At 59.2% G+C, this 25,879-nt stretch carries 25 protein-coding genes and 1 tRNA gene; 12 read left to right on the top strand and 14 right to left on the bottom strand.

What is annotated here, in order from left to right; translation table 11 throughout:
* Nucleotides 1-64: 64 nt before the first annotated feature.
* From ACK4TM_RS01665 to ACK4TM_RS01655, 3 genes are all read left to right on the top strand, one after another.
* Nucleotides 65-1,279 carry a COG4223 family protein gene (locus ACK4TM_RS01665; RefSeq protein ID WP_409695733.1) on the top strand — a complete coding sequence of 405 codons (1,215 nt, stop codon included), beginning with the start codon at nucleotides 65-67 and terminating at the stop codon, nucleotides 1,277-1,279.
* A 12-nt stretch (nucleotides 1,280-1,291) separates the two neighbouring features.
* A complete protein-coding gene (locus tag ACK4TM_RS01660) occupies nucleotides 1,292-2,749 on the top strand; it encodes a heme biosynthesis protein HemY (RefSeq protein WP_409695730.1) in 1,458 nt (485 codons plus the stop codon).
* A 158-nt stretch (nucleotides 2,750-2,907) separates the two neighbouring features.
* A tRNA-Thr gene (locus ACK4TM_RS01655) sits at nucleotides 2,908-2,983 on the top strand.
* A 126-nt stretch (nucleotides 2,984-3,109) separates the two neighbouring features.
* Here ACK4TM_RS01655 and ACK4TM_RS01650 read toward each other — a convergent pair.
* The 6 genes from ACK4TM_RS01650 to ACK4TM_RS01625 form a co-directional block, all read right to left on the bottom strand.
* Nucleotides 3,110-3,607, bottom strand: a complete 498-nt coding sequence (locus tag ACK4TM_RS01650; protein WP_409695727.1) for a RidA family protein — start codon at nucleotides 3,605-3,607, stop codon at nucleotides 3,110-3,112.
* An 11-nt stretch (nucleotides 3,608-3,618) separates the two neighbouring features.
* On the bottom strand, nucleotides 3,619-4,113 hold the full coding sequence (locus ACK4TM_RS01645; RefSeq protein WP_409695724.1) for a c-type cytochrome: 495 nt from the start codon (nucleotides 4,111-4,113) through the stop codon (nucleotides 3,619-3,621).
* A 1-nt stretch (nucleotide 4,114) separates the two neighbouring features.
* Nucleotides 4,115-5,701 carry a flavin monoamine oxidase family protein gene (locus tag ACK4TM_RS01640; protein ID WP_409695721.1) on the bottom strand — a complete coding sequence of 529 codons (1,587 nt, stop codon included), beginning with the start codon at nucleotides 5,699-5,701 and terminating at the stop codon, nucleotides 4,115-4,117.
* A 284-nt stretch (nucleotides 5,702-5,985) separates the two neighbouring features.
* Nucleotides 5,986-6,459, bottom strand: a complete 474-nt coding sequence (locus ACK4TM_RS01635; RefSeq protein ID WP_409695719.1) for a DUF421 domain-containing protein — start codon at nucleotides 6,457-6,459, stop codon at nucleotides 5,986-5,988.
* Between the two features lie 439 nt (nucleotides 6,460-6,898).
* Complete coding sequence (locus ACK4TM_RS01630) at nucleotides 6,899-7,654, bottom strand: MauE/DoxX family redox-associated membrane protein (protein WP_409695805.1); 756 nt, start codon at nucleotides 7,652-7,654, stop codon at nucleotides 6,899-6,901.
* Between the two features lie 365 nt (nucleotides 7,655-8,019).
* Complete coding sequence (locus tag ACK4TM_RS01625; protein ID WP_409695716.1) at nucleotides 8,020-8,340, bottom strand: hypothetical protein; 321 nt, start codon at nucleotides 8,338-8,340, stop codon at nucleotides 8,020-8,022.
* On the opposite strand from ACK4TM_RS01625, the gene ACK4TM_RS01620 reads away from it, so the two are divergent.
* Nucleotides 8,330-8,692 carry a DUF305 domain-containing protein gene (locus tag ACK4TM_RS01620; RefSeq protein WP_409695711.1) on the top strand — a complete coding sequence of 121 codons (363 nt, stop codon included), beginning with the start codon at nucleotides 8,330-8,332 and terminating at the stop codon, nucleotides 8,690-8,692. The genes ACK4TM_RS01625 and ACK4TM_RS01620 overlap by 11 nt on opposite strands.
* Before the next feature lie 307 nt (nucleotides 8,693-8,999).
* On the opposite strand, the gene ACK4TM_RS01615 is transcribed toward ACK4TM_RS01620, so the two are convergent.
* On the bottom strand, nucleotides 9,000-10,001 hold the full coding sequence (locus ACK4TM_RS01615; protein WP_409695708.1) for a sensor histidine kinase: 1,002 nt from the start codon (nucleotides 9,999-10,001) through the stop codon (nucleotides 9,000-9,002).
* A gap of 167 nt (nucleotides 10,002-10,168) precedes the next feature.
* On the opposite strand from ACK4TM_RS01615, the gene ACK4TM_RS01610 reads away from it, so the two are divergent.
* Entirely contained in the window at nucleotides 10,169-10,342 is a 174-nt protein-coding gene (locus tag ACK4TM_RS01610) for a TetR family transcriptional regulator (protein ID WP_409695705.1), read from the top strand.
* Nucleotides 10,343-10,539: 197 nt separating this feature from the next.
* On the top strand, nucleotides 10,540-10,710 hold the full coding sequence (locus ACK4TM_RS01605; protein ID WP_409695702.1) for a hypothetical protein: 171 nt from the start codon (nucleotides 10,540-10,542) through the stop codon (nucleotides 10,708-10,710).
* 502 nt (nucleotides 10,711-11,212) lie between these two features.
* Here ACK4TM_RS01605 and ACK4TM_RS01600 read toward each other — a convergent pair.
* The 4 genes from ACK4TM_RS01600 to ACK4TM_RS01585 form a co-directional block, all read right to left on the bottom strand.
* The gene (locus ACK4TM_RS01600) at nucleotides 11,213-11,377 is read right to left on the bottom strand and encodes a hypothetical protein (RefSeq protein WP_409695699.1); all 165 of its coding nucleotides are present in this window, start codon (nucleotides 11,375-11,377) and stop codon (nucleotides 11,213-11,215) included.
* Entirely contained in the window at nucleotides 11,374-12,504 is a 1,131-nt protein-coding gene (locus ACK4TM_RS01595) for a YeeE/YedE family protein (RefSeq protein ID WP_409695696.1), read from the bottom strand. Before ACK4TM_RS01595 ends, ACK4TM_RS01600 begins: the two co-directional genes overlap by 4 nt.
* Before the next feature lie 20 nt (nucleotides 12,505-12,524).
* On the bottom strand, nucleotides 12,525-13,442 hold the full coding sequence (locus tag ACK4TM_RS01590) for a sulfurtransferase (RefSeq protein ID WP_409695693.1): 918 nt from the start codon (nucleotides 13,440-13,442) through the stop codon (nucleotides 12,525-12,527).
* Between the two features lie 380 nt (nucleotides 13,443-13,822).
* The gene (locus ACK4TM_RS01585; protein ID WP_409695690.1) at nucleotides 13,823-14,473 is read right to left on the bottom strand and encodes a hypothetical protein; all 651 of its coding nucleotides are present in this window, start codon (nucleotides 14,471-14,473) and stop codon (nucleotides 13,823-13,825) included.
* A 333-nt stretch (nucleotides 14,474-14,806) separates the two neighbouring features.
* On the opposite strand from ACK4TM_RS01585, the gene ACK4TM_RS01580 reads away from it, so the two are divergent.
* The 5 genes from ACK4TM_RS01580 to ACK4TM_RS01560 all read left to right on the top strand — a co-directional run bounded on the left by ACK4TM_RS01580 (nucleotide 14,807) and on the right by ACK4TM_RS01560 (nucleotide 22,953).
* Nucleotides 14,807-16,402: an alpha/beta fold hydrolase gene (locus ACK4TM_RS01580; protein ID WP_409695687.1), complete on the top strand. Its 1,596-nt coding sequence runs from the start codon at nucleotides 14,807-14,809 to the stop codon at nucleotides 16,400-16,402.
* A gap of 85 nt (nucleotides 16,403-16,487) precedes the next feature.
* The gene (locus tag ACK4TM_RS01575; RefSeq protein WP_409695684.1) at nucleotides 16,488-17,483 is read left to right on the top strand and encodes a hypothetical protein; all 996 of its coding nucleotides are present in this window, start codon (nucleotides 16,488-16,490) and stop codon (nucleotides 17,481-17,483) included.
* Nucleotides 17,480-18,568 carry a hypothetical protein gene (locus ACK4TM_RS01570; protein WP_409695681.1) on the top strand — a complete coding sequence of 363 codons (1,089 nt, stop codon included), beginning with the start codon at nucleotides 17,480-17,482 and terminating at the stop codon, nucleotides 18,566-18,568. The genes ACK4TM_RS01575 and ACK4TM_RS01570 overlap by 4 nt, the downstream gene beginning before the upstream one ends.
* Nucleotides 18,565-22,224 (top strand): vWA domain-containing protein, encoded by a 3,660-nt coding sequence (locus ACK4TM_RS01565; RefSeq protein ID WP_409695678.1) that lies wholly within the window; start codon nucleotides 18,565-18,567, stop codon nucleotides 22,222-22,224. Before ACK4TM_RS01570 ends, ACK4TM_RS01565 begins: the two co-directional genes overlap by 4 nt.
* A 3-nt stretch (nucleotides 22,225-22,227) precedes the next feature.
* Entirely contained in the window at nucleotides 22,228-22,953 is a 726-nt protein-coding gene (locus ACK4TM_RS01560; protein ID WP_409695675.1) for a hypothetical protein, read from the top strand.
* Nucleotides 22,954-23,284: 331 nt separating this feature from the next.
* Here ACK4TM_RS01560 and ACK4TM_RS01555 read toward each other — a convergent pair whose 3' ends face one another.
* A complete protein-coding gene (locus ACK4TM_RS01555; protein WP_409695672.1) occupies nucleotides 23,285-24,208 on the bottom strand; it encodes a sensor histidine kinase in 924 nt (307 codons plus the stop codon).
* A gap of 191 nt (nucleotides 24,209-24,399) precedes the next feature.
* Nucleotides 24,400-25,239, bottom strand: coding sequence for a hypothetical protein (locus ACK4TM_RS01550; protein WP_409695669.1), 840 nt, complete (start codon nucleotides 25,237-25,239; stop codon nucleotides 24,400-24,402).
* Here ACK4TM_RS01550 and ACK4TM_RS01545 point away from each other — a divergent pair.
* The gene (locus ACK4TM_RS01545; RefSeq protein WP_409695666.1) at nucleotides 25,222-25,611 is read left to right on the top strand and encodes a hypothetical protein; all 390 of its coding nucleotides are present in this window, start codon (nucleotides 25,222-25,224) and stop codon (nucleotides 25,609-25,611) included. The genes ACK4TM_RS01550 and ACK4TM_RS01545 overlap by 18 nt on opposite strands.
* Nucleotides 25,612-25,663: 52 nt before the next feature.
* Here the strand turns inward: ACK4TM_RS01545 and ACK4TM_RS01540 are convergent, their stop codons facing one another.
* Entirely contained in the window at nucleotides 25,664-25,828 is a 165-nt protein-coding gene (locus tag ACK4TM_RS01540) for a hypothetical protein (protein ID WP_409695663.1), read from the bottom strand.
* Nucleotides 25,829-25,879 lie beyond the last annotated feature (51 nt).

Genomic DNA, 25,879 nt, shown 5'->3' with positions numbered 1-25,879 from the left:
CGTGTGCAGGTTAACTTGACTGCAACCGATACGAACTAAGTGATTGGAAGGAAAGGGGCACAATTTGGCGAAACAACCTCCCAAACGGCCCCGTGCCACTGGCAAGAGCCCAAAAGCGGCGTCTGATCCTCGCCCTGCACCCGAATCGCGGGTGGCTTCTTCCGATGTAATCCCGCCGGAAGTGCATGCGAAAGCGGCTCCGCCAGCGGCCCCGCCGACCGATCCTGTCTCGCCGGACACCGTGGTGCAGGAGCCGGAACCCGCGCCGCCAAAGGCGCCACCGCCAGAACCCACACCTGCCAAATCGCTGGAGCCTCTACAGAAATCGGGACCGGGTTTTCTGCCTTTGTTGTTGGGCGGGGTTGTCGCTGGGGCCATCGGTTTTGCCGTGGCCAGCCTGACAATGCCGCCGGCGCAGGCCGATCTGGATGAAATCTTATCATCGCAGGATGCGCGCCTTACGTCCCTGCAGCAGCGGGTAGATGCGACGGAACCCGTAGATCTGACATCTGTGACAGAGGCGCAGGAAGATCTTGCCAGCCAACTTGCCGGTCTGCGCGATGACCTGAGCACCATGCGCGCGGAATTCGATGACAGGATCGCAGCGTTAGAGGATCAGCCCACTGGTGAGGGCGAGGCATTCGCGCCCAATACCGCGGCGTTTGAGGCTGAAATCGCCGCGCTGCGCGCCGAACTGACTGAACTGACCGACATCGCCCGGACAGAGCTTGATTCCGCCCGCGCGGAAGCCGCCGCGATCGAGGAAAACGCCGCCGCCGCCGCCCGCAATGCTGCTGGGCGAGCTGCCCTAGCGAGGGTGCAGACGGGTATCGAAAGCGGCGCGCCGATTACTGCAGCCCTGACGGATCTGGAACAGGTGCTTGGTGAACCCGTTTCTGACGCCTTGCTGGCTGTGCAGGACGGTGTGCCGACCTTGGCCGCGCTGCAAGACAGTTTCCCGGATTATGCCCGGGCCGCCCTGACCAGAGCCCGCACCCAAGGTGTTGCCGGCGAGGATACATCCGGGATCACGGCCTTTCTGCGCAACCAGTTCGAGGTTCGGTCCGTCGATCCGCGTGACGGCGACGATGTCGATGCAATCCTGTCGCGTGCGCAGGCGGCTTTGCGCAACGGCCGCTTGGGCGATACATTGAACGAAGTTAACAGCTTGCCAGAGGTTGCCCGGGCAGAATTGTCAGACTGGCTGGCCCTGGCAGAAGCGCGGGCCGATGCTGTCGCCGCTGCCGAAACCCTCGCGTCATCCCTGCGTGACAACTGAAAGCGATAAAAAATGATCTGGTCCCTGATTAAAATCACCGCTTTCATTCTGGGTGTCACCGCCCTGACCTATGGCGCCACGATGCTGTATGAGGTCGATGGCGGGGCGACGATTGCTGTGATGGGTATCGAATTTCGCCTGACCACGCTGGAAATGGTGTTCGGTCTGGTGGCCTTGGTCGCGGCCGTCTGGCTGGCCCTCAAACTGCTGGCGTTGCTGGTCGCCACTTACCATTTCCTGAACGGGGATGAGACGGCGATTTCGCGTTACTTTGACCGCAATCGCGAACGTAAAGGCTATCAGGCGCTGTCCGAAGGCATGATGGCGCTGGCGTCTGGCGAAGGGCATCTGGCCATGACCAAGGCGGCGCGGGCGGAAAAGTACCTGCGCCAGCCACAATTGACCAATCTGCTGACAGCGCAGGCGGCGGAAATGACCGGCGACCGGCGCAAGGCGGAAGAAACCTATAAAAAATTGCTGGCTGACGACCGTACCCGGTTTGTCGGTGTGCGCGGCATCCTGAAACAGAAACTGGCCGATGGGCAGACTGATCTGGCGCTGAAACTGGCGCAAAAGGCCTTTGCTTTGAAACCCAATCACGCGGAGACACAGGACGTCCTGCTGCAATTGCAGGCGGAAAAGGCGGATTGGAAAGGCGCGCGCAGCACATTGGGGGCCAAGCTGAAATCTGGCACCCTTCCGCGCGACGTGCACCGCCGCCGTGACGCAGTACTGGCCCTGTCCGAAGCACGCGATGTGCTGGATGAAGGTAAAACCATCGAGGCACGTGAGGCTGCGATAGAAGCCAACCGTCTGTCACCGGACCTGATCCCTGCCGCGATCATGGCGGCCCGGGGTTATATCGAGCAGGGTAGCGCCCGTTATGCGACCCGCGTGCTGACCAAGACTTGGACTGCGCAGCCGCATCCCGATCTGGCCACGGTTTTCGCCGAAATCGTCCCTGATGAAACATCAGAGGCGCGTCTGAAACGTTTCAAGACCCTGGTAAAGGCCACGCCGGACCATCCTGAAACCAAGATGCTGATGGCTGAATTGCATATCGCGGCAGAAGATTTTCCCGCCGCGAAACGCGACATCGCCGATCTGGTCGAAATTGACCCGACGGCGCGCAGTCTGACCCTGATGGCCGCCATAGAACGTGGGGCAGGGGAAGAGGATTCTATCGTCCGCGGCTGGCTGACACGGGCCGTGACAGCGCCGCGCGGCCCACAGTGGATTTGCGATAATTGCCAGCATATACACACACAGTGGGGCCCTACCTGTCAGAATTGCGGTGCGTTTGACACCTTGTCCTGGAAGCGCCCGCCCAGCGGCGAAACCCCGATGCCCGCGGGCACGGAGATGCTGCCGTTGATCGTCGGCCCGCAACCTGCTGACGAGGAACCCGACCTTGCAGAGGTCGAGGCCGAGGCAATCGCCAGCGATCTTGAAAAAAGCGCTTTTCGGTGACGCACCATGGTGATATCAGCCACGCCGGTAAGCCGCTGTAGCTCAGTCGGTAGAGCACGTCATTCGAAATTTGCGGGTCCCCCGCTAGATTGACTTGCGAAACCAGTAACTTCGCGGCACATGAGAAGAAATGGTAGGGCCATAGCAGGGTCCATAATGCCCCATTAGCTCAGCTGGTAGAGCAGGTCCTTCGTAAGGACAAGGTCGGCGGTTCGAGTCCGTCATGGGGCACCACTCTCTCTGAGCTAAATCTCTACTCAGCCCCCGTGCCGCGACCCCCTTTGATCCTGTTGACGAAAGGCCGATAACGAGACGCCTTGTCGACCTTGCCATCGATCGGACACGCCGGACGCGAAGGGCTCACTCCTGCGGGCGCACAGCCGTGACTTCGATCTCCACCAGCCAGGCGGGATTTGCGAGTCCTGCGACCTCAAAGACGGAGCGGACAGGAAGCTCGGGCTGTTCATCAGTGCCGAAAAACTGGGTATAGCCGTCCATGAACCCGGCAAAATCCATCCCACCCTCTTCCGGCGCAACAAGGAAGACCTGCATCTTGAAGACATCGGCCATGGTAAGATCCAGATCCGCCAGCGTGCCCTCAATCGCTTCCAGAACCGAGACGGTCTGCGCTTCGGTATCGCCATAAGCTCCGGCCGATCCTGGCTCTGCGGTGTCATCGATCACTGAAGGCACGGCGCCGCTCAGATAGACGACTGTCGCGTCGCCAGGAATTTCGACCGCGCGCGCAATCGGAAAGTTCGAGTTGGGAATCGGGTGCCGGATGACGTCCTGGGCCGAGGCCGGGGCCGCGAGCATGGCAACCGCAAGTGTCATGGGTGTCAGGATGGCCGTTTTCATGATGTTCACTTTCATTGCCGTGTCTGCGCTACTTCTTCTGCCGTTGCCTCACCCCATTCCTCGACAAAGTCATTGCCGAAATTTGAGCGAATATAATTGACCACATCCGCGACCTGCTGATCGTCGAGAATGCCACCGAATGGCGGCATTGCGCGCTGCCCTTCGAGGATCAGGTAGATCGGATAGGACGGGGCGGCCAGCAGCTCGTTATCTGCAAGCGCGGGGTAAATCCCGGCTCCCTCGGCACCTTCGCCAGCCGGCATGTGGCAGCCGCTGCAAACGGCGTTGTAAACGGCCTCACCGCCTTCATGCGTTATGGCACCGGGGGCGGCGAAAATCTGCAGTTCGCTTTCCACCGGCTCGAAGGTGCGGAACTCGGAGATATGCGAAGATTCCTGCAGGTCCTCCTCGCCGAGCGTGTCCTGCGCGTGAGACGCAAGAGCGATTAAAGTGAGCGTGGCACTTGCCAGCAGCCCCGCACGTCGTGCTGTGATTTTCGTGTTCATCTTACTCTCCTGATCTGTCGCTCGTGGCGCGTTCGTGCAGTTGCGTGATTGCATCCAGCGCCGAAAGTATTGCCCCCTCCATCCATGCAGGCAGATACGACAGGTGTTCGCCCGCGAGCACGATCCGGTCCTCGGGACCCATCACCACCGTCGGCTCGTAGTCGTTTTCCTTATCCTGCCAGATGCCATAGCAGCCCAGAACCCACGGGACCTTGTGCCAACTGACGCTGACGCCGCTGGAAAACTCCTCGGGATATTGCGGATGAATGCGTGCGCCATACTCAACGGCCCAGCGCAGGCTTTCTTCCGGCTGCATCGCATTGAACTGGTAGGCATTTGCGCCCCAGACATAGCCGCCTAGAAGAACGCCGCTGCCACCGGAAAGAAAGTCGTTCGACGGATAGCTGATAAGCGCGATAGGCAGATCAGTATAGGTAATGCCACCGTAGATATCCTCGTCTTCTTCCCAGAACCGGCGGTTGAACTCGAGTCCGAATTTGATCGCACCGGCGTAATACATCGTATCGATGGCCCGCGACTTTGCGGATGGAAGATTGTGTTCCATCTGACCAAGGATAGAGAACGGAATCGTGCAGATACACCAATCGGCAGTGACCTCGACAGGATCGCCGCCATTCTGGCGGTCTTCGTATTGGACGCTAACGCCGCCATCTTCCTGGATCATCGAAATGACCTTGGCATTATAGGTGATAAGATCACCCACTTCGCGCTCAAACGCCTGTGCGATCATATCCATGCCGCCGACCGGCTGGAAAATGGCACTTTGGTGGTTCACGCTTTCAGCGTCACTCAGCCAACGCCACAAGTCGGACTGGAGAATTTCGCTGAGTTCCATGGGTTCGGACGGCACCGGGGCACCATCTCTGCCGCCGCCTGCTTCGCGCGCGTAGCCACGAAAGCCGCTGGTCGCGTCGCTGCTGACATAGGCATCCTCGTCGTTCAGGTGGCCGAATCTACGCAAGGACTCGACCAGTTTCACGCGATCCTCTTCCGTCACTTCTGCATCAAGCATGCCTTGGTCGGTCGCCTTGGCGAGAAGTTCGGCAATATGGCCGCGATAATCCGTCGCAATGTGGCGGAACCGTTGCGGCTCGCCGCCAAAGGCATCGCTGCGGTGCAGATATGCGTTGTGGTTCTTCTGGATGAAAGGTTCGAGCCGCACCCCAAAGCGTTTGCAGTAATCAAGCACTGCATGATGATTGTAGGGAATGCGCCACGGGCCGGGATTGATGTAATTACCTTCTTCGAAATCCACAGTCTGAGTCGTCCCGCTGATGTCGGTATAAGTATCCCCACTGCGCAACGTCCAGCATCGGCCCCCGGCCTTTTCGCGGTATTCCAGCACCTGAACGTCGTAGCCTGCATTGCGCAGCTCAAGTGCTGCCGTCATGCCAGCCAGTCCGGCACCCAAGACAAGAACGCGGTTTCCCTCGCTGGGCGCGCCTTCGAGGTTAATCCGACCCTGATATGTTGATTCCTGTGCATGACCCAACGTGGCCATGGCGTGGTACATCGCTGCCGCCCCGGCGGTCGCGCCGACCGCCCCCAGCAGTTCGCGTCTTGTCATCGTCATTGTAAGCCCCTCGCTGCGGATCAGTGCATTTGTTCGAGGATCAATCGGGGGGCGCGGCGAAAGTTCCTGAAAAAGTGACCGTGTGCGTTGACGACCTGTTGATTTGCAGCGGCTTCAAACAGATTCAATCTCAAATCCTATTCGAATGCTAACTGCAGTTTGTCGGAGGTCGCGGTCGCAGTTATGGACCTACAAAAAAAATCCGTCCGTCGGTCGTCGCGTCTACTTTCACGATTTCGACGCTCCAGTCGTAACGCAGGTATAATCGGGGGATGGGCTCAAGCGACGACGCTCAGCGAACCATCAGTTTCAAGAACTACCAGCTTGACCGTTGAGATATTTTCCACGCCCTGTTGTCGCAGCGCGGCATAGATCTCATCCTGCGTGATCCGGGCCGTGCGCATGGCGTTGTCCAAGCATTTGCCGTCGCGGACCAGTAGACTCGGCTCACTCTTCACAAGGTCGCGCATGAAGGCTGACCGTACAGATCCCCAAGTGATCAGATATTGCAGAAAGACTAACAGCGCCAAGGCGCTCAGTCCTTCAACAAGTGGCACGGCATTGTCCAGAAGCACGGTTGCCAGGGTCGACCCGAGTGCAACAGTCACGATAAGATCGAACGCATTCATCTTGCTGAGCGTCCGCTTTCCGGTGATCCGAAGCAGGAAAATCAAGACGACATAGGCAGCGGTTCCGACAATCATAATGCGCAGCGGACCGGCCCAGCCGTTGAAAAGCATGGGGTCTGTCATATGACGATCCTGCTGTTCGCAACATCAGCCAATGTTCGCCAAACCATTATGGGGAAACCGCAAGTTCTGCCAGCTCGCTGCACAAAACCCACCATTGGTCCGGGGCCGCCACATCCCGCAAGCTGCTGATGAAATCGGCATCAGCTTGCGACAGGTCCAAAAGACACAGGTCCCGCCCGTCGCTTGTCAGTCTTGCAACGCTGATCAGGCGGCAATCATCGGGCATGATGCCGCCATCGCTTGACAACGCCTGCTCAATGCTTTGTTGGCTTTCGCATGCGACCAGCGTCGTCTCGGCGAAGGCCGGACCGGATATCAAAAAAATACCTGCCGCCAAGCTTGAAAAGGTGGTCCCACGAAAGGTGATCATGTCATCGCTCCCAATATTGTTCGAAGATTAACAATGACAGCCGCGGTTTGTTCCGCCTAGAGGAACGTCTCAGTGTCCCAGCACAGTGACTTTGAAAAGCATCCATACTGCCATTGCGATCATCATCAGGTTCTCGGTCAGTGAAACAAATCCCAGCGGCACGTTGCTATCGCCACCCACGCAGGCGCATTTCAATGCGCGCTTATCTATGTAAACGGCCTTGAACACCGACACGACGCCGATCGTGCCAATGAAAAGCGCGATTGGAATGGACAGCCACAACAGGGCACCAGCGATCATCAGGACTCCGGCAATCCCTTCTGCGAAAGGGTAGATATAGCCGTAGCGCACCCACCGCTGCGCCAAAAGGTCGTAATTCAGGAACATCGTCGAAAAGCTTTCGATATCCTTGAGCTTTTGCAAGGCCAGAAGGCACATGGCAAAGGCGATAAACCATTCGGCGGCAGCGATGGTGATAAGCTGCCCCATCGCGGCCCAGCTGGTAGCCAAAGCCATGGCTGCAGCCATTGCGAAAAGCGCCATCACCGGGACGTAGGTCGTTGCATCCTTATCTGGCACAGCTTTCCCGAAATGCACGAGAAGGTCATCGTAGCCGCCGATCCGCTGCCCATCTATGAAGGTTTGCGGGGTTGTTTTCACATCGTGCTCTTCCTTGAACGCGTCTGTTTGTGCGCGCGTCTTCAGATGATGATCCTCAACTGCGTAGTTATGCCGTTTCAACAGATCCAGCGACTTGAGCCCGTAAGGACAGGTATGCTCTGGCATGACCATCCGGTGAAGGGTAGCGGTCTTTTTGGGGGTCATTGCCATGGTAGCACCTCAATATGTTGCGAACTGCATTTCTGATCCAGTCCAGAGAACAACATCGTAGGAGTCAAGATGATCCCATTTTGAGAACCGGCGAGCCGAGGGTCATTACGGGAACAGCAAGAACCCGTGCAAGCATGCCACCGACAGATGTTAAGAGGAGGCGCCGATTGATCACAGCCCCGGTCCTTCTGTGGACGCATTTGGTTGATGCCACTTTTACGCACACCACATGGGGCCCTCAGCTGCCGGAAGGTCTATAGCGGCTCGACAAATTTATCCTTAAAGGCCTTGACCCTCCAGTAGCTGGAACACCCATGTCTAGCCCACGATGGGAGGTCCAACTGGAAGAAGCATGCCGTTCAAGGTTGAAAAATAGGTAGCGGCGGCTGTGCCAAGACGATCAACAAAGCGATCCAATCGATTGATCCGGCTGCGAAGGCTGACATCGATCTGGCCACGAAGCGGGTCGACGTGACCCAAACGGCTGATGTTGCGTGGGCGGTGCTGCCAATCCGGATTTCCACGCTATCCATAAAAACCAGGTGCAATAGAATGAAATACGCAAAGACAATTCTTACAGCCGCAGCCGCAACATTTGCGCTGTCCTTCGTAGCCGCAGCGCAGGATGCAGCCTTTGAGATGCCTGCAGAATGCAATGTTGAAACTGCCATGAATGCCATGGATCATTCTGCGATGGGTCACGGCGACATGCATGGCGAGCATGCGGGCATGATGGACATGATGCGGATGGACGACGTTGATCTGCGTACCATGCCCACACATGTGCAGGAAAACATGCGCCGGATGATGATCAGCATGCGTGCAATGCATGATGGGATGATGATTGAGGATGCCGATGTGGCTTTCGCCTGCGGCATGATTGCGCATCATCAAGGTGCCATCGACATGGCATCAGTGCTGATCGCGCATGGCCAGGACCCGCAGATGCTGGCGCTCGCACAGGAAATCATCGCAGCGCAGGCCGCAGAGATGGAACAGATGCGCGATTGGCTGGCTGAAAACGCCGACTGAAGCCGCACCCGCCGCGCGGTGCCATGCCGCGCGGCAAGCAAGGTGTCTTATGCGCCAACAAACAGAGATTGATCGAACCTTTCACGTCAGTCAGCTGATAGAAAGCTGCAACCTCGGTTCGTTTCTCTCACTGAAACTGACGACCGCCATGACGGACGCTGATTAAGATCGGCGTGATCGGTCACCCGGGACTACGTCAGGTAAAGGCGAGCGAGAAACCAAGAGCTTGTCGATCCGCCGTCCGTCCAGAGCGACAACTTCGATGGTCGCAGCTATCATGTTGCGAATTCTGCAAGCTGGGTCACAACTATGCTGAAAGCTTATCAACGCTCAGCGACAAAGTGACAATCAAGCCTTCGGGAGACCACTCATAACTTATCTCACCGCCGAACTGGGCTTCCATCGTCTGACGTATCAATTCACTTCCGTAGCCGTCACCTTTTGGCGGCGCGGCGACCTTCGGTCCGCCATGCTCTTTCCAGATGATGATGACCTCATCATTCTCCTGCGCACCCGATATGTCGAGCGTGCCTGCCTCGGCTGACAGCGCACCGTATTTCAGCGAATTTGTGGCGAGCTCATGAACGATCAGGGCCAGACCTGTGGCTCCTGCCTTGCCGATACCCATGCGCGGCACTGCCACCCTGATCCGGCCTGCGAAGGCACCATCATCGTCGTAAGGCGATAGCAACACTGTGAACAGATCACCCAGCAACGCCGCCGTGCCCTGATTGCCGGGCAAAGGGCGCACCAGATCATGCGCTCGTCCCAAGGCCATCAATCGGTTTGTCAGTTGCTTTGACATATCTTCTGTCGAGCTTGACGAGCGCGAGGTAATCTTTGTCAAAGCGGCTGCGATGGCCAGCAGGTTCTTCACCCGGTGGCTCATTTCACCCGCCATAAGCTCATGGCCTTCCTCGGCGTTTTTGCGACCGCTGATATCAATGAAGATCCCCGTCATCGCGCGTTCGACAATGCCAATTTCACCGCCATGGCCACGCGCGGATATCCAGCGCACGTCACCGTTCAGTTGTGTGCGAAAGTCGATTTCATAGGCGCCTTCGACAGATTTGGTAGCCTGGAAAGCTTCTCTGACGCGATCACGATCCGCCGGGTGGATCTTTTCCGACAGTAGCTCGAACGTCAGCGGCTGGTGCAGCGGCACATCCCATAGCGCATAGCCATGCGGATCCATGGCAAAATTGTTCGTGTCCAAATTCCATGACCACAGCGCCACGCCGGCCGCATCAACCGCTGCGCGAAGTTGTTTATGTCCCCACGCCGGGGTGCCGGATGCTTTGGATGTCATAGCGGTCCTCATCAGAGCGACTGCGCTCTCGGTCAATAAAATGTGGAGCAATCAGGCCGGGATCGAATCTGCCTTTATGGCCCTAAATGTGCGGGGTCGTCTGTCAGTCTTGGAAATACTGGAACTTTGAAACGACCAATATCACCTAGCTGCCAAGAAAGCCATTGATGACCTGCTTTCTTGAAAGCGTCTACGAAGACTGGCTGATGGCCGGGTTTCGCGCGCTGGCCAGTCACGGCCCGAGCGCGTTGCGGGCCGCAGCCTTGGCGCGCGATCTAGGCACGACCAAGGGATCGTTCTACTGGCATTTCAAGGATTTGCCCGACTATCTGTCCAACTGATCAAGCTTTGGGAAACGCGCGCTTTCACCGATATTCTGGCCGCGCTTGATCCTGACCTGCCGCCACGCGGGCGTCTGGAACAATTGTGCCTGCAGGCAGCGGGCTGTCGAGACCCTTCTTACGGCGGTGCCGGGCTGCAACCAGCCTTGCGCGCTTGGGCGCTTTCGGCACCTGACGTGGCCGATGCTTTGCATCGGATGGACGCACGAAGGCTTGATGCGCTGGCCGGTCTGTGCACGCAAGCCGGCGTCACCGATCCGGCCGCCCCCCGCGCGCTTTATGCGCTGGCGGTCGGGGTCGAAGCCTTGGGTGATGAGGATGGTGCCGAGGTGATGCGCCTTCTTTTGCGGGAGCTTGAGGATCGATAGTCCGCTCTGAGCGTTTAGACGGCTATCTCGCCGGTCTTCAGCGCCAGCCCAAGAGGCGACTTGCGGCGACGCAGCGAATTTTCATTGATGAAGCGTCGCCGGATGCACCCTGAAATGGCGCAACATCTCGGTGCGGTCGTTCCGGCTCACGCGGCACTGTCCCTTCAACCTTCGCTATTCAAAAGAGCTGCAAGTTGGATACGCGTGCTACCACGCGAGTGCCTGAGTTTCACTGTTTGAGGACACCGCCTCCGCGACAAGCCATCGGCTGGTTTCGTCAGATTCATCATAAGGGTGGTCAAGGCGGGCTTGGGCGCAGGTAGACGCGGCAGCGTTACAGCTCTCGCCGGACCCGGCCTGTCTTGGCTATCGCGCTGATAGGATCGTTTCGGCGCTGGTGCTTCTTAATGATGCTGCGCCGGAGTGCCGCTCGCTCCGGGCTGACATTGCTACTGGCTGGTCTGGGTGGATGCCGCGCTGCACGTGTCAGTAGCGTTTCTAGTTATCGCGGCATCGCTGCGCAATGCGCGCCCGCTGCCGCCTGACCCGATCCCAGCGCGAAAGCGGCGGGGGCCGCATAAGGGTTCAGCGTCGCTGTCGCCAGATCGAAGAACATCAGCCCTGCCAGCAGGACAATGGTCAGACCAAAGGTCAGTCTGCGGGTCATGACCGCGCCTCCAGCCCCAGCGCGGGGCGCAGGCGCACCCCGACCACGGCACCCAGAAAGGCCATCACGAACCAGGCCCAGCCATGCAGGCTGCCGGTGGAAATCCCCGAGAAGAACGCACCGACATTGCAGCCAAAGGCCAGCCGTGACGAATACCCCATCAGGAAACCCGCGACGATCACCGCTATCCACGCGCGCGCCGGCAGGCGCGGTAATTGCGCCGAAAGCCCTCCAACCCGCCAGACAGCAACCAGCCCGGCGCCCCCGATGATCCCGATATTGGTCAGCGATGTGACGTCGGTGAAAATGCTCTCACCCAATCGCAGGGCGTTGGCGTCGGCAGACCAGAAGCCAGACCCCGACAGGTCCGCACCGACTGCGACAGCACCTTTCGCCGCCCACAGACCCAGCCCGTAAACCACGCCCCAAGGCTGACCTGCGACAACCAGATTGCCGATCGCCAGCACCGCCACGGCAATCGCCGCCAGCCAAAGCCGCCCCGGCAGCCGCCGGCTGCCCGGTTCCGCGATGATCAGTAACACAACCGCCACTGCAGCCAACAGCGCCAAAGTCACGCCAAGCCCGCTTGTCCCGCTCAGCACGACAGGCGCCAGCGTACCTAGATCGGTCCACCAGAACAGATGAAAGGCACCGGCAAAACTGCCGATCGCAAAGAAGGGCAAGGCAAGCAACCCCACAGGATTACCAGATCCGGCGTTGACCAGCGTGCCCGACCCGCAGCCCAGAACCACCTGCATCGCAATACCAAAGACAAAGGCACCACCCAGCATCGCCCAGCCAACAGGCGCATGCGCCCCGATCAGAACCCCATCCTGCGCCGACAAAAGCGGGATCGCGACGAGCGCGACAATCCCGATGGCCAGCAATTGCGCCAGCACACCGGCCACCTCCCGACGCAGGATCAGTGCGCGCCATGGCCCAGCGAACCCGAACCGCAACCCTTCCAGCGCGATGCCAAAGCCAAGGCCGATCAACAGCAGCATGCCGAAACGCACGCCTGCCGCCACCGCCACGGCCATGACCAGTGCGGCGGCCAAGCCGACCAGCGCGGTGCGCCGCAGATAGGGTGTCTTTTCGACGGTCGGCTGCGCTTGGGCAAATGACATCTTGCTATCCTTGGTCAGGTTTAACGAAACTGGTTCAGCAGATTGCGGAACACACCGGGCACATTTGCCATCTGGTGACCGCCCTGCGAATAACCAACCATGGATTCAGGGTAAAGCTTCACATTCTCGACCCCGGCAAGCTCGGACAGGGCAAACCAGTTCGTTGCCGCCCAATGGCCGGTGTTGCAGAACGACACCAGCTCTTCCTGCCCGGTGAACCCCTGATCCGCCGCCAATTGACGGGCGGCGTCGGCGTTCACGATGCTTGGACCGCTGGAAAACCAGTTGGAATGCTCAAAATACTGCGATTGCGGCAAGGTGCCCGGACGCGCGGCAGAGGGGTGCGCATCCTCGCCTTCCCAGAAACTTTGCGGGCGCGCGTCAAGCAGCAGGGCGCTGCCGGAATCGACCAGCGCGACGACTTCATCCGTCGTCGCCAGCCATTGATCGGAAAAGTCCAGATCAAACGACGATGGCGTCGGTTCGGTCGCCACATCGGTGGTGGGAAGCTCGGCCAATGTCCACGCGCGCTGCCCGCCATTCAGAATGGCAAGATCGCTGACGCCGGACGATTTCAGCGTCCAGTATACCCGCGCAGCCGCGCCAAAATCGGTTTCGTCCGTGCCTTCGTGAACCACGACGATGGCTGTCTCGGTCGTGATCCCAAGGCTGCGCAAGGTTGCTTCCAGGTCGGCCACGGCCGGCAGCGCGCCGGGGTTGTCAGCCGGTCCGCGGAACAGCGCATAGGGGCCGCTGATCGCGCCGGGAATGTGCGCCTCGCCATAGGCATCGCCGCGAATGTCCAGAACGGTGACGTCACCCGCTTCGACGAGCGTGGAAAGAGCTTCTGCGCTCACCAGCGGGCCGAAATCGGTTTGCGCAATCGCTGGTGCTGCAAAAGCCAGCGTGGCAGTAAAGACAAGGGCGGAACGTATCATGGGACAATCCTTCAAGAATGATCATTGATCTCTCACATCGTCGCTCGGGCGTGTCGCTGCAAGGGCGGTTCCGCGTCCTGCCGATGGGAGCGAATTCCAGCATTCGTAAACCACAGGTGATAATGGCACATCTGTCTTGCAAAGTCCCGGGTTTAGAAACAGCGTTCCGCAAAACACCTACCGTTCACAATGGTCCGTTCTTATTTGTCTATGCGGTCGTTCGCATGGCTGCCGAAGTTCCATCCGCCCAGATAACCACCGTCGGCCTGAGCGGGAACGCCAAGTGCCCGCTCCGTGAAGGCATTGGCATGTCGGCCTGGTGGAAGAATTTATCATTGATATGGGTGGGCGCTTGGCGCGACGTTCGGCCGGTGTCGTGCCTATCGCGCGACCATACGCAGCTCAAAACCGCCTGCGCGGACAGTGATCAGCCGCAGCACGCCTTCACGGTAAAGCAGAGCCATATTCAGCCTCGTGAAGCGGAACGGCGACAGATGCCCAGGGCCGGCGATGACATGGTAATCCATGTCGCAAAGCGTACCTGCGGCGTCGGCGGATTGCGAAAGGGTGGCGATCTGCATCACTCGGCGCCCGTCGTACATGGTAAATGGCGCAGGACAGGTGTCAGCCATCGCAATTTTGGCAAAACCTTCATTTAAGACGATTGTTCCGGCCGGCACCGCCTCTGGCGCAGAGGCCGCCGTCGCTTCGTGCATCGGGGTGACATTGGTCGAAATCACCTGGCCCGCGCTGACGACAACTGAAATCTGCCGTTCGGCGCTTTGCGCGAGGTAATGCGTGACCGCATTTCCCTCGGCGGTGCGCGCGGGACGGGTTTGCGCCGTAAAATGTCCGTCCGCGACACCCAGCGGGGTATTGTCAAGATCCGACACCAGATCCAGCGTGACGGTATCAAAACCAAGGCCGCCAAGCTGCCGCTGCCCGAGCATAAGATCATAATGTTTGACCTCGGCCTTGATGGCGGAGCCAGCGAATACAAGAAAGAAAAGCGCAGGCAGAAAGCGAGTCATCATCCGACTCCATAAGGGCACATGGCGGCGGTCTAGGCCAAAGGTGAACCAAAAGCGATTCCCAAGATGCGCAGGTGGCGGTGCTGAGCCGTGTAGAGTTTCGAATTACGTCCGCGTCGTCTGACAAGGGGCTGGTTGCCAATCGTACGAAACGGCGGGCGAAGATGAGAAGCTGGCGGTCTGCGCATAACTGCAACCCATTTTCATGCGACACTCTCATAGTTGACCTTGCGTCACATAGGCAGAGGCAGGCATGATATTCAGGCCTGCTCAACTCCAGGAAGAATGTGGGCAAGACCGGGCGGTAGGGAACCAGTGAAAATGGCGGAACGATTGAAGTATCCAACACGGGCGCCGGAGTTTGACGATCTCGTCGATAAACTGGAGCATGTGATCAGCGGTGGCCTTGATATGGCCGATGTCGCGCGCACGATCCAAAGCCTGCCGTCTGCTGATGCGATTGTGCAAGACTATCCTGCACCGGACGCGCCCGTCGTGCTGGTCGTCAATTCCCAAGGCATCGTGGTCAGCCAGAATGCCGCCGCCGTGCGCCTGCTGCGTCTGGAGCCGGGCTGCTGCATTGCCGAAATCATGGAAACACCAGATTCCGCACGCCTGTTTCTGGCGCGCAGGGATTTTAGCAGCGATCCGGCCCCGATTGTCGTCGCCACACCCGACGGCGACACGATGTTGCTGCTGGGTGTGATGCATGAGGATGGCGGTCTGATCACCCTTTACGAAGTGCGCCGCGGACTTGATGATCGCGTGCAACAGCAGCTTGCCGAAACGATCGGTTTGTCTGCGGGGGAAAAGCGGGTCTATTTTCGCCTTCTGGAAGGCAAGACCGCCGATGTGATCGCGACCGAACTGACACGTACCGCAGGCACCGTGCGGCAGCAGATCAAGGCGATCTTGGCCAAGGCGGGCGTGCGTTCGCAGGTGCAGCTGGTGTCGCTGGCCTATGCATTGTCGCTGACGGCTGGCCGCACGACCCACGCGGAGGGCAGTGTGGCATGGCGTGGGTCGGCGACGACGGTACGCGTCAATGCCGTGGGTGAGGTGGGTTTCCACCGGCTGGGCCTGCCCGGTGCCATTCCCGTATTGTTGTTTCACGGGGCGCTGTTCGGTATCGCCGCCCTGCCGGAAATGCAGTCCGCAGCCCGTGCGTTGGGGCTTGATGTCATCGCGCTGGAACGGCCTGGTTATGGAAATACCCCCATGCCGGATGATGGCGACACCCTTGGGCGCGCGACAGAGCATGCGGTTCAGACACTGGATGCCTTGGGCATCACAAAAGTTGTCGTTGTGGCACATGATGTCGGCACGCGGTTCGCGGCCCGGTTTGCATTGACCCGGCCGGATATGGTCGCCGCGCTGATTGCCGCACCCGCGACCCCACCGATGCAGGATTGGGCGCAAACCGCAGAGATGCCGACGCGGCACCGCGTGAACGCCTGGGCCGCGCAAAACCTGCCGGGGCTGATGGACAGGATCGTCATGCTGGGCCTGACGCAGATTGCGCGCAAGGGGGTCGATCTGATCCCGCAATTCGTCTTTGGCGATTGCGCTTTTGACCGGGCTGTCATGTCACACCCCGAACGGGCGATTGCCCTGCAAGAGGTTTTCTCGTTGGTGTGGCGGCAACGGGGTGCCGGTTTCCGCCGCGATATGCTGATCACAAATGAAAACTGGCATGATGAACTGTCCCGGATCACCGTTCCGTTCATCGCGCTGCACGGCGCGAAAAGCCAGACAGTCGCGCAAAGCGCCGTCTTTGCGATGACGCAGACATTGCCCGACGGTCATTTTCGGCTGGTGGAGGATGCAGGTCACAGCCTGCCGTTCAGCCACGCTTCTTTGATCCTGCGATATGCGCTTGCGGCAGGCATGCGCGCCGGACTTGCAGGGTCTGAGCACGGTATCGTCTGAGCTTTGTGCAGGTTCGCTACCATCTGGTAGTTTTCTTTCGCTTAGGACACCGCGAAACAATCCTGCAAAACAAGCAGGAGTTTCCATGACCGATTTCAGCATTTCCCGTGCATTTGGCCTGATGGTGCGTACGGCCCCGTTTATTGTTTTTCGGATATTGGTCTATTTCGGCATCGCCTGCGCCTATGTGATCGTGACGGGCACCGGGGCGGGGATCGGCTGGGGCATAGGCGGTTTCGGCGATGATGAATTTCGCACCGGCGCGACCTTTTGGGGTGGCGCTGCCGGGTTCGGCCTGACAGCCGGTGTGATCTATTTCCTGCGTGAATATCTCCTTTATACCGTCAAGGCGGGGCATATCGCCGTGCTGGTCGAGCTGATCGATGGTCGCCCCCTGCCGCAAGGGCGTGGCCAGATCGCCCATGCGACCGCGGTGGTCAAGGAACGCTTTGTCGAAACCAGTGTGTTGTTTGGCATTGATCAACTGGTCAAAGGTGTGCTGCGCGCGATCACGGGGCTGGTACAGGGGATCGCCACTTTCCTGCCGATCCCCGGCGTGCAGCAGATCATGGGAATCGTCCGCGCCTTTCTGCGCATCGCCGTGGGGCTGGTGGATGAGGTGATCCTGGCGCATGCGATCCGCACCCGTAGCACGAACCCCTGGGCATCGGCCCGCACCGCGCTTGTGCTTTACGGCCAGAACGCGGGGCGGATGATGCGCAACGCCGCCGTGCTGACCGTGATCGTGTGGCTGTTGTCGCTGGTCGTCTTTCTGGTGATGCTCGCACCCGCCGCAGCGGTCGTCTATCTGATCCCCGGTGCATGGTCGGCAGGTGGCGTGGTATTCGCGCTGGTCTTTGCCTGGGCGGCCAAGGCCGCACTGATCGAACCCTTCGCCATCGCTTGTATGCTGCAGGCCTTTTTCAAGGTGACCGACGGGCAGCAGCCGGACCCCGTCTGGGAAAACAGGATCGAGGGCGCATCAGACAAATTTCGCAAGATGGGTGCACGCGCGGCGGCGTGGACCATGCCTATCTCCAAGGCGGCGCCCCCCGCACCACAGCAAGGCACCACCGCATGACGACCGCAGCGTCGTTCAGCCTTGTGCGCATGGTTGGGCGTTATTCTGCCTTCAGCCGCGGCATGCAGTTCGGTGAATCCTACCAGCAACGGCCTGTTGCGGCGGAGCTGCCGGATAATGATCTTGCCATGCTCAAGGCGCAGCTTGCACCGGTCATGGCAGGCCTTGACCGCGACCGCGCGGCGCATGTGACCCATGCGGATAACTTTCTTATCTACTGCGCGCTTCCGGGGGCGGCGCTGTTGGGGCTGGTGCTTGGTTGGGGGATCAGTGGCGATATCCGACTTGGCCTGTTTCTGGCAGCGCTCGGGGCCCTGGGCGCGCTGTTGTTTTTGTTCGGCAAGGCGGCCGAAGCGCCCCGCGCGGCCACCAGGAACGAGATTACCGATGCGCTGGCCCTCCATCTGATGGGCTTTCGCGTTGATCCTGATCCGGTGATCGGGCGCGAGGAAATCGACGCTCTCAAGCTGTTCAGCCGTGTGCGCAAGGTGACGGTGGATATGTGCCTGACCGGCCAGCGCGACGGTCGCATCGTCATTGTCAGCCGGATCGGCCTGACGTTCGGCAGCGACCGCAACTACAAGGAAGCGCAGGGCAAGGGCCTGACCTATGTGATGGTCGAGGTGGCAGTTCCCGAAACCGCCCAATCTGACAAGAAGACGACGATCATGGCGAAAGATGCGTCGAAAATCATCAAGGGTTCGCAAAAGCTAGCGCATCGGCAAAAAGCGATTCCGACCGGGGATGCGGATTTTGACGCCCGCTATACCGTCTTTGGCGATGTGTCTCGCATCACACCGGCCCTGCGCGCCGGTTTCACCCGGTTGGAGGCAGAGGCCCGCTGCGATGTGACCGGCCTGTCCGAAGTGTCCGCCGGCATGGGCTTGCGCCCATGGATGGTGATCGTGCCGGGCAAGCTGGTTGTCCTGACGCCTTTGTCCATGTTCGACGGCGCATTCGAACCGCCGCCTTACTGGAAACCGCTTGACCCTGACGTGTTGATCCCCGCCTTCGCCTCCGATCTTGCGATCCTGAACGGCTATATCAACGCGGCCCTTTCACTACCTCTTGGAGACATCACATGAAACGCCTCATCCCTGCCTTTGCCGCGCTGATGCTGTCTGCCGCCCCTGTCATGGCGGACCGCGTGGCCGTTCTTGTCTTCGATGCCTCAGGGTCAATGTGGAACCGGGTCGAGGGCGAAACGACCCGGATCGAGGTCGCGCGCGACGTGATGGCTGATTTTTTCGGCAGCCGCGACGCGGCGGTGCCATTGTCTGTCATCGCCTATGGTCACAACCGGCGCGGTGATTGCCGCGATATCGAGGTGATTAACTCCATGGGTCAGGGCGATGCCCAATCGCTGGAAAGCCGTTTGCGCGCGTTGATGCCGCGCGGGATGACGCCGCTGACCGACAGCCTCGCCATGGCGCGCGATCAGATTCCGCCATCGGCAGAGGCGGCGGATATCATTCTTGTCACCGATGGTCTGGAAAACTGCGAAGGCGACCCCTGCGCACTGGCCGCTAGCCTTGCCGCGGAAGGCATCGACATCCGCGCCCATGTCGTCGGCTTCGGGCTGAGTGCGGTCGAAGTCGAGGCTTTGTCCTGCATCACGGACCAGACCGGTGGCATGCTGTTCCAGACCAATTCTGGTGCGGAACTGGCTAATGCGTTGCAACAGGTCAGTGCGGTCATGCCGGAACCCGCGCCCGAACCTACGGCGGCCCCGGAAACCCCTGCCATGCTCGACCACCATTTCGTGTTTCGTGACACCGGCACTGGCACGCCGCGCGGCTTGATGGAATGGCGCGCGGAAGCGCCCGATGGCACGGTGATCCCGCTTGGAACGACGGAAGGTACGCAGCAAAGCCTTGAAGGGGTTTCACCCTCGCTGCCAGCGGGCGAATGGCTGATCGTGGCCGAAGGCTCCGAAGGTCGCGCAGAGCGGCAGATGAGCCTGACACAATGCTGTGGCAGTCATGGCATTCCCTTTGTCGGGTCAGAAATGGTTTCAGTCATTCCGCCGATCAGTCAGGTGCAGGCGGGTATGGCGGCGCGCCTTCCCTATGAAATCACCCACCCCGGCACCAGCCATCTGGGCGGCACACCGTACAAGATTATCGCAACCGGGCCCGAAGGGTCGCTGACCCGCGATCAGATCGTGCGGGATGACCTGATTACCAGCCGCGAACCGGGAATGCGCGGCGGTGCGACTGGTGAACTGGCGACCGGTACTTACCGCCTCGTTGTCGCGGTTGCCCGCAGCAATCGTTATGACATTATTGCAGAACAGAGCTTTGAAGTTGTGCGCGATCCGGCCGTCAACATTGTTGCCCCCGGCTATGCCCAGCCTTTTGAGGAAATACAGCTGTCAATGGATGGCGGCTATGCGACGAGCTATGTATTCAATCTGGTCGATGAAAATGACCGCGATCTGCTGGGCGGATATGCGCTTTATTATGGTCCCGGGGGGTCGCTGCACGCCAAGCTGAAAATGCCTGATGTGGAGGGCGTCCGTGATCTGGTAATCCGTCGCGCGGGCGAGATCATCGCCCGCAAGCCGATTACCATCGGCGATACGCCGCCCGCTCCTCTCGTACAGGATTCGTTGCCCACTGTCCCCGCCACCTTCCGCCTGCCGCCCGAGGTGCCGCAGTCGGATGTGAGATGGGACGCGGTGCCGCTGGATGCTGATATGTCGCCCGAGGCTTGGGCACCGATGGACACCGGTCCGGTCATTACCGGGACGTTCGAACCCGGCAACTGGCGTGTGACGGCCTATGCGCCGGGCGAAGTCACGTTATCCGCCGATGTTGCGATTTTTCCCGGGCAGGTGAATGATTTCACTGTCCAGATCAATGCGAGCGATGACGAGGATTCGGGTGCCTTTGGCCTTGAAGGCCAGTGGCGCGTGCTAGCCGTGCCGCCCCGTGATGCACCTGCCGGCACGCCGGAAGAGGCGATGACCATGCTCGATGTCACGCTGGAAACCAACAGCGCCGGCACCGCCTATACCGGTCGCTTTACCGCCTCTGCCATCATGACCGGTACGCAAGGCACCGAAAGCGCGCTTGACAGCGTGCAGGAGGAAGAAGGCACACTGATCATCCGCCTCACTGATCCGGGTGTGTCGCCAGAGCCTTTCGTGATCGCCGTGGCCCCTTATGGCGACGGCTTTTCCGGCAGGATGGCATCCGGCCCGAATGCTGTGCCGGTCATTTTCTGGCCAACTGCCATGCCGCTGCCCGATGTCGCGGATATGCAGGATCAGCTTTATGGCCCCGCGCCCGAAGATCACGGATCATTGCAGCCAGAAACTGTCTTTACCTGCGCTGAATTCATCTGTTCCTGGACCGATCCCGCCAGCGGTGTCACTGTTCCCTTGCCGCAAGGCTGGAGCGTGACCGCGCCAGAGTTCCAGACTGCCTCTGCCACGCCTGTGGAAATGGTCAACCCAAGCATGTCACTTTTCGGCCCGGACGGAGAGGCATTGTACCTCAACCCGCGTCAATGGCTGGAAAGCAACGGCAACTGCTATGACACCAATGATCTGGGCAGCCTGTGCCACTTTGCTGATGCGGATATCCCCACCGCGCTGACCGCCAGCATGATCGCGCCGCTGATGGAACGCGGCCAGCCGGTGACCGGGACGCAGGAACGCCCGGTCAGTCTGACGCTGCCGGGGGTGCCGGGTGATGCGGTTTATGAACTGGAAGTCACGCTGGTCAGCGGAGAAGATGAGCGCCACACCAGTGGTCAGCGTTTCCTGGGCGCGATGTCGATGGAAGATTATGCGCTGATCGTCGGCAATGTCTACGACATCCGCGCCACCATCAACGGTCGGGATTACCGCAACCGGAATGTCACGGTCACGCCCGGAAATATGGCGCAGACGGTGACGCTCGCCCCGGTCTATCAATGGGATGAGGTAACGATGGAATTGCCTGAGACACCGATTGTTGCAGGATCAGGCGGGTTTTTCCCTGTGACGATGACGGCACCTGACGGGTTTCAGGGCACGATCGCCGTGCATGGTGCCTATGACCGTGATGGTCCGGCGCTGTTTTCGGTCAGCGGAGCACGGTTGATGGGCGGGCAGGATCAGGTTCTGCCAGTGCCCGACCAGCCCGGTTTCTATGAAATCCGGTTTCTGGACATCAATGGTGATATGTTCGGCGGCACCGAATTCGAAGCGATCACCGCCGCCGCCGATGCCAATGTGATCGAAGTCATGCCCAGCGGCACCACGCAATTCGGGGCTGGCTGTTTTATCTCGGCATCTCTGACGGGGCCGGAGGGTGACAATTATACCATGATCGCCCCGGTCACAGCCAGCGCCAATGGCCGCGAATTGCGCAGCATTCTGGATGCAGATGCCCCCTTGGTCTTTGAAATCCATTCCTTTGGCAGCACGGGGCAAAGCATCGCCGATCTGATGCTCATGGCCCCCTGCGCCGATATCACGCTGGATTTTGAAACCCCAGAATGCCGTTTCAGCGTCGGAGACGGCATCCAGACCAGCGATTGCCCGGCAGAGGTCAATTTCCTGCCGATGACATTGGCAGAGGCCGGGTCTCATTTCACCGATGCCATCGTCGCCGAAGCGACCGAGGCCGCAAATGCCGAGGCAATTGAACCCGCCACGCCCGCCGACCCAACCTTCATCGAAATCACGCCAGGAGATATCAGCACAGACCAATTGCTGGATCTTCTGCTCGCCCCTGCACAGACGGAGTAACCCATGCGCCGATATCTGATTTCTGCAATCGCAGTGCTGCTTGCCGCGACATGCGGTGCGACGGCGCAGACTGGCCAGAAAATCCAGATCGCCAGTTGTACCGAGGGTGGCTGCAGCTGTCGCGTGAGCAAACTGACACTGGACGAAGTCGCTGCAACCGTGCCGGTCAATATTCCCGCTGGTGCCGAAGACATGGTGCTGGTGCGCACCCCGGACGGCAAGCTGGGGTGGAGCGCGATGGCCCCTGCGGATCTTGACCTGCTTTATGGCGGACAGGGCAGTTGCCCGCTGCAATTATTTGACGAACTGGCCCCGCAAGACGGTGTATGGCGGATAGCGGCCGGGGCGACAGATGCCTCCGCCTGTCCGCTTTTGGGCGGGGCGGGTGGCCCACCACCGATGAGCGGTGAGGCCCGCCAGATCAACTGGGGTGGCAGTTTTCACCCTGACAAGCTGATGTCAGAAGCCGCTGGCCTTGTGCGCTGGTCCAGCACCGGCGCGCGCACCTGGCGGGGTGTTCTGGCGGACGAGGCGATGAGCAGCAGCGATGGTGCGACCGCCGCCAGTGTGATCTGGACCCTGAGCCTTGTCAGCCCGACCGAAGTGCAGGGCAGCAGCGTCTTTGACTACAGCATTTCGTCCAATGCAGGCGACGCCATGGTCAATGCAATTCTTGGCGGCATGCAATGCAAGACACAGACGCCATTCGTTGCGCGACTGGTGCAATAGTCACGATGGCGGGCCGCCTGCTGGCCATGGCTGACACCAGCGATCCTGCGATCAGGGATGTCGTCGGGGCGGAAGGTTTCACCCCCGCCGATCCGGGTTACTTTCGGTCCGGACTGGCTGGTCAGGCGGCAAGGCGCCGGATTCTTTCCAGATATGACACCGCTGGGGTCAGCGCTGCGGCCTTTTCGTTTGCCGGGCTAGCAGGTCAAGCTTCTTGCTTAGTGGTTCAGTCTCGACGCAGGCGCGATCACGCGCTTAGCAGCGCCTTGCTCATGCGCAGGCTGACGCGCAAACCGTCATCGGTCCAATCGCGACTGATCGAGCCGTTTACCTACTGGATGATCCTTTCCATCATTTCACTGCCAAAGCCGTTGTATTCGGTCACTTCATTGGGTGGCGACGCGCTGTGTTCCTGCCAATCGACCTGCACTTGATCCTCGTTCTCCATGCAGGTCAGGACCAGTCGTCCGGTTTCCTGTGATAATGCGCCGTATTTTAGCGAATTTGTGGCCAATTCATGGATGAGCAAGGCAACAGATTTGATCGAGGTTTCCCCCACTGTCACCTTGGGTGCTGTGATGTGAACGGTCTTGCTGCTGGTATTCTTGTGCATATAGGACTTCAAAAGCGTCTCAAGTAGATCGTAGATGAAAACGGAATGTTTCTGATCATGAAAAGCTGGCAAAATAAGTTCGTGAGCAGCTGCAAGGCCACGCAGACGAAGCGTAAAATCCTTCAGCATTTCTTCTTTCGTATCCGAGCTTCTTGCCGCAATGGCCGCCAACGAGGATGACACACTGAACAGATTTTTAATCCGGTGAACCATCTCTCTTGAAATCAGATCACGCTCTTCTTCGGCCAACTTGCGGTATGACACGTCAAGGAACACGCCATACATGATCCCTTTCCGGATGCCCTCGTCGTCACCTCGGCCTCTTGCAGAGACCCAGCGAATTTTGTCGCCGTGCATAATTCGGAAATCAATCTCGTATTGCCCGGGACGTTCACGCGTGGCTTTGAAGGCAGCACCGACCTTTTCAAGGTCTACGGGGTGAATTCGTGTCGATAGTTCCTCAAAGGAAACGGCGCTTTTGGGTTGCATCCCCCAGATCTCAAATGCGCGCTCGTCCATCGTGAATTCATCTGTCTCGACGTGCCAGGACCATAGCGCTACACCTGCGGCCTCGGTGGCAAAGCGTAGACGTTGTTCTTCCCATATACCGTCATTAGTTGCCGCACCGGTATTATCTTTCATGGCTGTTTTCCGTTATCGCATTCTCTTGATGATTACCCGAACAGATGTTTGCCCGGGCGCATGTTTCCAACGCCCACGACCACAGCCATGTCCGCGTACCCAATGATACTGGGTGCGCCCTATGTGCATAGCGGACCAGCTTTCAATCTTTTGCGATCTTTGCATTTTATACGAGCATTAGAGCGAGGGAGTCAGTCCGCGTTGCGTGTAAACGTGGCACCGCTCAGGATGTTGCAGGACCCGTCGCCATCTTCAAAAGTAAATCCTTCGTCGTCAAACGTGACATCACAGGTGATGGGAAATTCGGTTTCACCCACGTCCCCCTCCACTTCGCTTAGCGTGATCATGCCCTCGGATAATGCGTAGGTGCCGGTGACGCTCTCGTCATTGAGCGTGTTGCGCATCTGGAATGTCCCGTCGGAACTGAACGTGGTGCTGGTTGATCGGTGTATGTACCGGGTATCCGGAATAATGCCAGCAGCGTCAGCACGAAGTTGTGCGCCTGTTTCTTCCTGTACGACGGTAATGCGTTGTTCGAGAATGGAGAGTTGTTCGCTGCGGTCCGAAAGCATCTGTGATAATTCGTTTGTCATCTCTTGCATCGCCCGGGTTTGCTGTTCAGCCGCAGATGCATCAGCGGCCAGCTCTTCGCGGCGCTGCGAAAGCGTGTCTACAGATCGCTGAAGCGCCTCGCGCGTTGCTTCGATGTCGTCCTGTTCCTGTCGCGCGGTCGCAAGGTTTTGTTCTGCGGACGCCTCTGCGTCGCGCGCGGCCTGAACACGCTCTTCGGCGTTTGCGGCTTGTTCTGCCAGTTGTGCAGCTTCGGAAGAAAGGTCAGCAATGCGTGATTGAAGATCGGCTTCTTGTTGCCGCGCTTCCTGCAGACGTTCACCGATATCGGAAAGTTCCTGTGTCGCCGTCGTGACGGCATCCTGTGTCTCGGTCAGGGTGGTTTCGATCTGGGCCGTTTCGTCGCGGCCTTGCACAAGTTCGGATTCCAGGGTTTCACGTTCTTGGCGCAGCGCCTGCAATTCATCATCAAGAGCCGCGACCTCGGACCGTGTTTCTTCCAGGCGCTGGGTCAGGGTTTCCAGTTCACCTGCGCTCGCGTCACGGGTCGTGGTGGCTTCGTCCGCTTCGGCACGCAGGGCAGCGATGCGCGTATCAAGCTCTGCGGCTGTGCCGTGCAGAGCGATCTGCCGTTCCAGATCATTCCGCGCTTCGGCAGATACAGACCAGAAATACAGGGCGAGGAGCCAGCCGAGAAGGGCGATACTTGCTACTGCGGTACCGATCCACCGATACCGCGTTTCTTTCCCAGCGTTCTGCGACATGCGTCACCCCCAAATAAAATGCTTGGCAGCAAAATGCACCTACCGCCGTTGTATGAACGTGAAGCATGACAAAAGGTTCCGTAGTGCGGGACATTTTTTGTCGGAAAATGGCCACGAAAATCTAGTGATCTGCCGCGGGCTTCTTTGGCTTGGGTGGCTTTGTGCCCGGCTTCATCACATCGAATTCATCGGGTGTATGCGCTGATCCTTCGTGATCTCCCTGATCATGTTCGCGGCGTTTGGTCGGGGGGCGCTTTTCGGCGGCGGGTTTGGGTTCGTTTGGCATTCGCTGCACCTTTTCCAGCTTTGATCGCGGTTTGATGCAACATCAACGGTC

Source organism: Yoonia sp. (assembly GCF_046292185.1).
Lineage (GTDB): Bacteria > Pseudomonadota > Alphaproteobacteria > Rhodobacterales > Rhodobacteraceae > Yoonia.
This window is presented reverse-complemented; position numbering and strand designations above follow the sequence as displayed.

Excerpts from the sequence above, each read along its gene's own strand:
- ACK4TM_RS01565 (WP_409695678.1), top strand. The coding sequence starts at position 18,565 with ATGAAACGCCTCATCCCTGCCTTTGCCGCGCTGATGCTGTCTGCCGCC.
- ACK4TM_RS01615 (WP_409695708.1), bottom strand. The coding sequence starts at position 10,001 with ATGACATCCAAAGCATCCGGCACCCCGGCGTGGGGACATAAACAACTT.
- ACK4TM_RS01560 (WP_409695675.1), top strand. The coding sequence starts at position 22,228 with ATGCGCCGATATCTGATTTCTGCAATCGCAGTGCTGCTTGCCGCGACA.
- ACK4TM_RS01605 (WP_409695702.1), top strand. The coding sequence starts at position 10,540 with ATGGACGCACGAAGGCTTGATGCGCTGGCCGGTCTGTGCACGCAAGCC.
- ACK4TM_RS01555 (WP_409695672.1), bottom strand. The coding sequence starts at position 24,208 with ATGAAAGATAATACCGGTGCGGCAACTAATGACGGTATATGGGAAGAA.
- ACK4TM_RS01595 (WP_409695696.1), bottom strand. The coding sequence starts at position 12,504 with ATGTCATTTGCCCAAGCGCAGCCGACCGTCGAAAAGACACCCTATCTG.
- ACK4TM_RS01625 (WP_409695716.1), bottom strand. The coding sequence starts at position 8,340 with ATGGCATTCATGGCAGTTTCAACATTGCATTCTGCAGGCATCTCAAAG.
- ACK4TM_RS01575 (WP_409695684.1), top strand. The coding sequence starts at position 16,488 with ATGACCGATTTCAGCATTTCCCGTGCATTTGGCCTGATGGTGCGTACG.
- ACK4TM_RS01640 (WP_409695721.1), bottom strand. The coding sequence starts at position 5,701 with ATGACAAGACGCGAACTGCTGGGGGCGGTCGGCGCGACCGCCGGGGCG.
- ACK4TM_RS01645 (WP_409695724.1), bottom strand. The coding sequence starts at position 4,113 with ATGAACACGAAAATCACAGCACGACGTGCGGGGCTGCTGGCAAGTGCC.
- ACK4TM_RS01630 (WP_409695805.1), bottom strand. The coding sequence starts at position 7,654 with ATGACCCCCAAAAAGACCGCTACCCTTCACCGGATGGTCATGCCAGAG.
- ACK4TM_RS01635 (WP_409695719.1), bottom strand. The coding sequence starts at position 6,459 with ATGACAGACCCCATGCTTTTCAACGGCTGGGCCGGTCCGCTGCGCATT.
- ACK4TM_RS01540 (WP_409695663.1), bottom strand. The coding sequence starts at position 25,828 with ATGCCAAACGAACCCAAACCCGCCGCCGAAAAGCGCCCCCCGACCAAA.
- ACK4TM_RS01585 (WP_409695690.1), bottom strand. The coding sequence starts at position 14,473 with ATGACTCGCTTTCTGCCTGCGCTTTTCTTTCTTGTATTCGCTGGCTCC.
- ACK4TM_RS01600 (WP_409695699.1), bottom strand. The coding sequence starts at position 11,377 with ATGACCCGCAGACTGACCTTTGGTCTGACCATTGTCCTGCTGGCAGGG.
- ACK4TM_RS01610 (WP_409695705.1), top strand. The coding sequence starts at position 10,169 with ATGACCTGCTTTCTTGAAAGCGTCTACGAAGACTGGCTGATGGCCGGG.
- ACK4TM_RS01570 (WP_409695681.1), top strand. The coding sequence starts at position 17,480 with ATGACGACCGCAGCGTCGTTCAGCCTTGTGCGCATGGTTGGGCGTTAT.
- ACK4TM_RS01590 (WP_409695693.1), bottom strand. The coding sequence starts at position 13,442 with ATGATACGTTCCGCCCTTGTCTTTACTGCCACGCTGGCTTTTGCAGCA.
- ACK4TM_RS01660 (WP_409695730.1), top strand. The coding sequence starts at position 1,292 with ATGATCTGGTCCCTGATTAAAATCACCGCTTTCATTCTGGGTGTCACC.
- ACK4TM_RS01650 (WP_409695727.1), bottom strand. The coding sequence starts at position 3,607 with ATGAAAACGGCCATCCTGACACCCATGACACTTGCGGTTGCCATGCTC.
- ACK4TM_RS01620 (WP_409695711.1), top strand. The coding sequence starts at position 8,330 with ATGAATGCCATGGATCATTCTGCGATGGGTCACGGCGACATGCATGGC.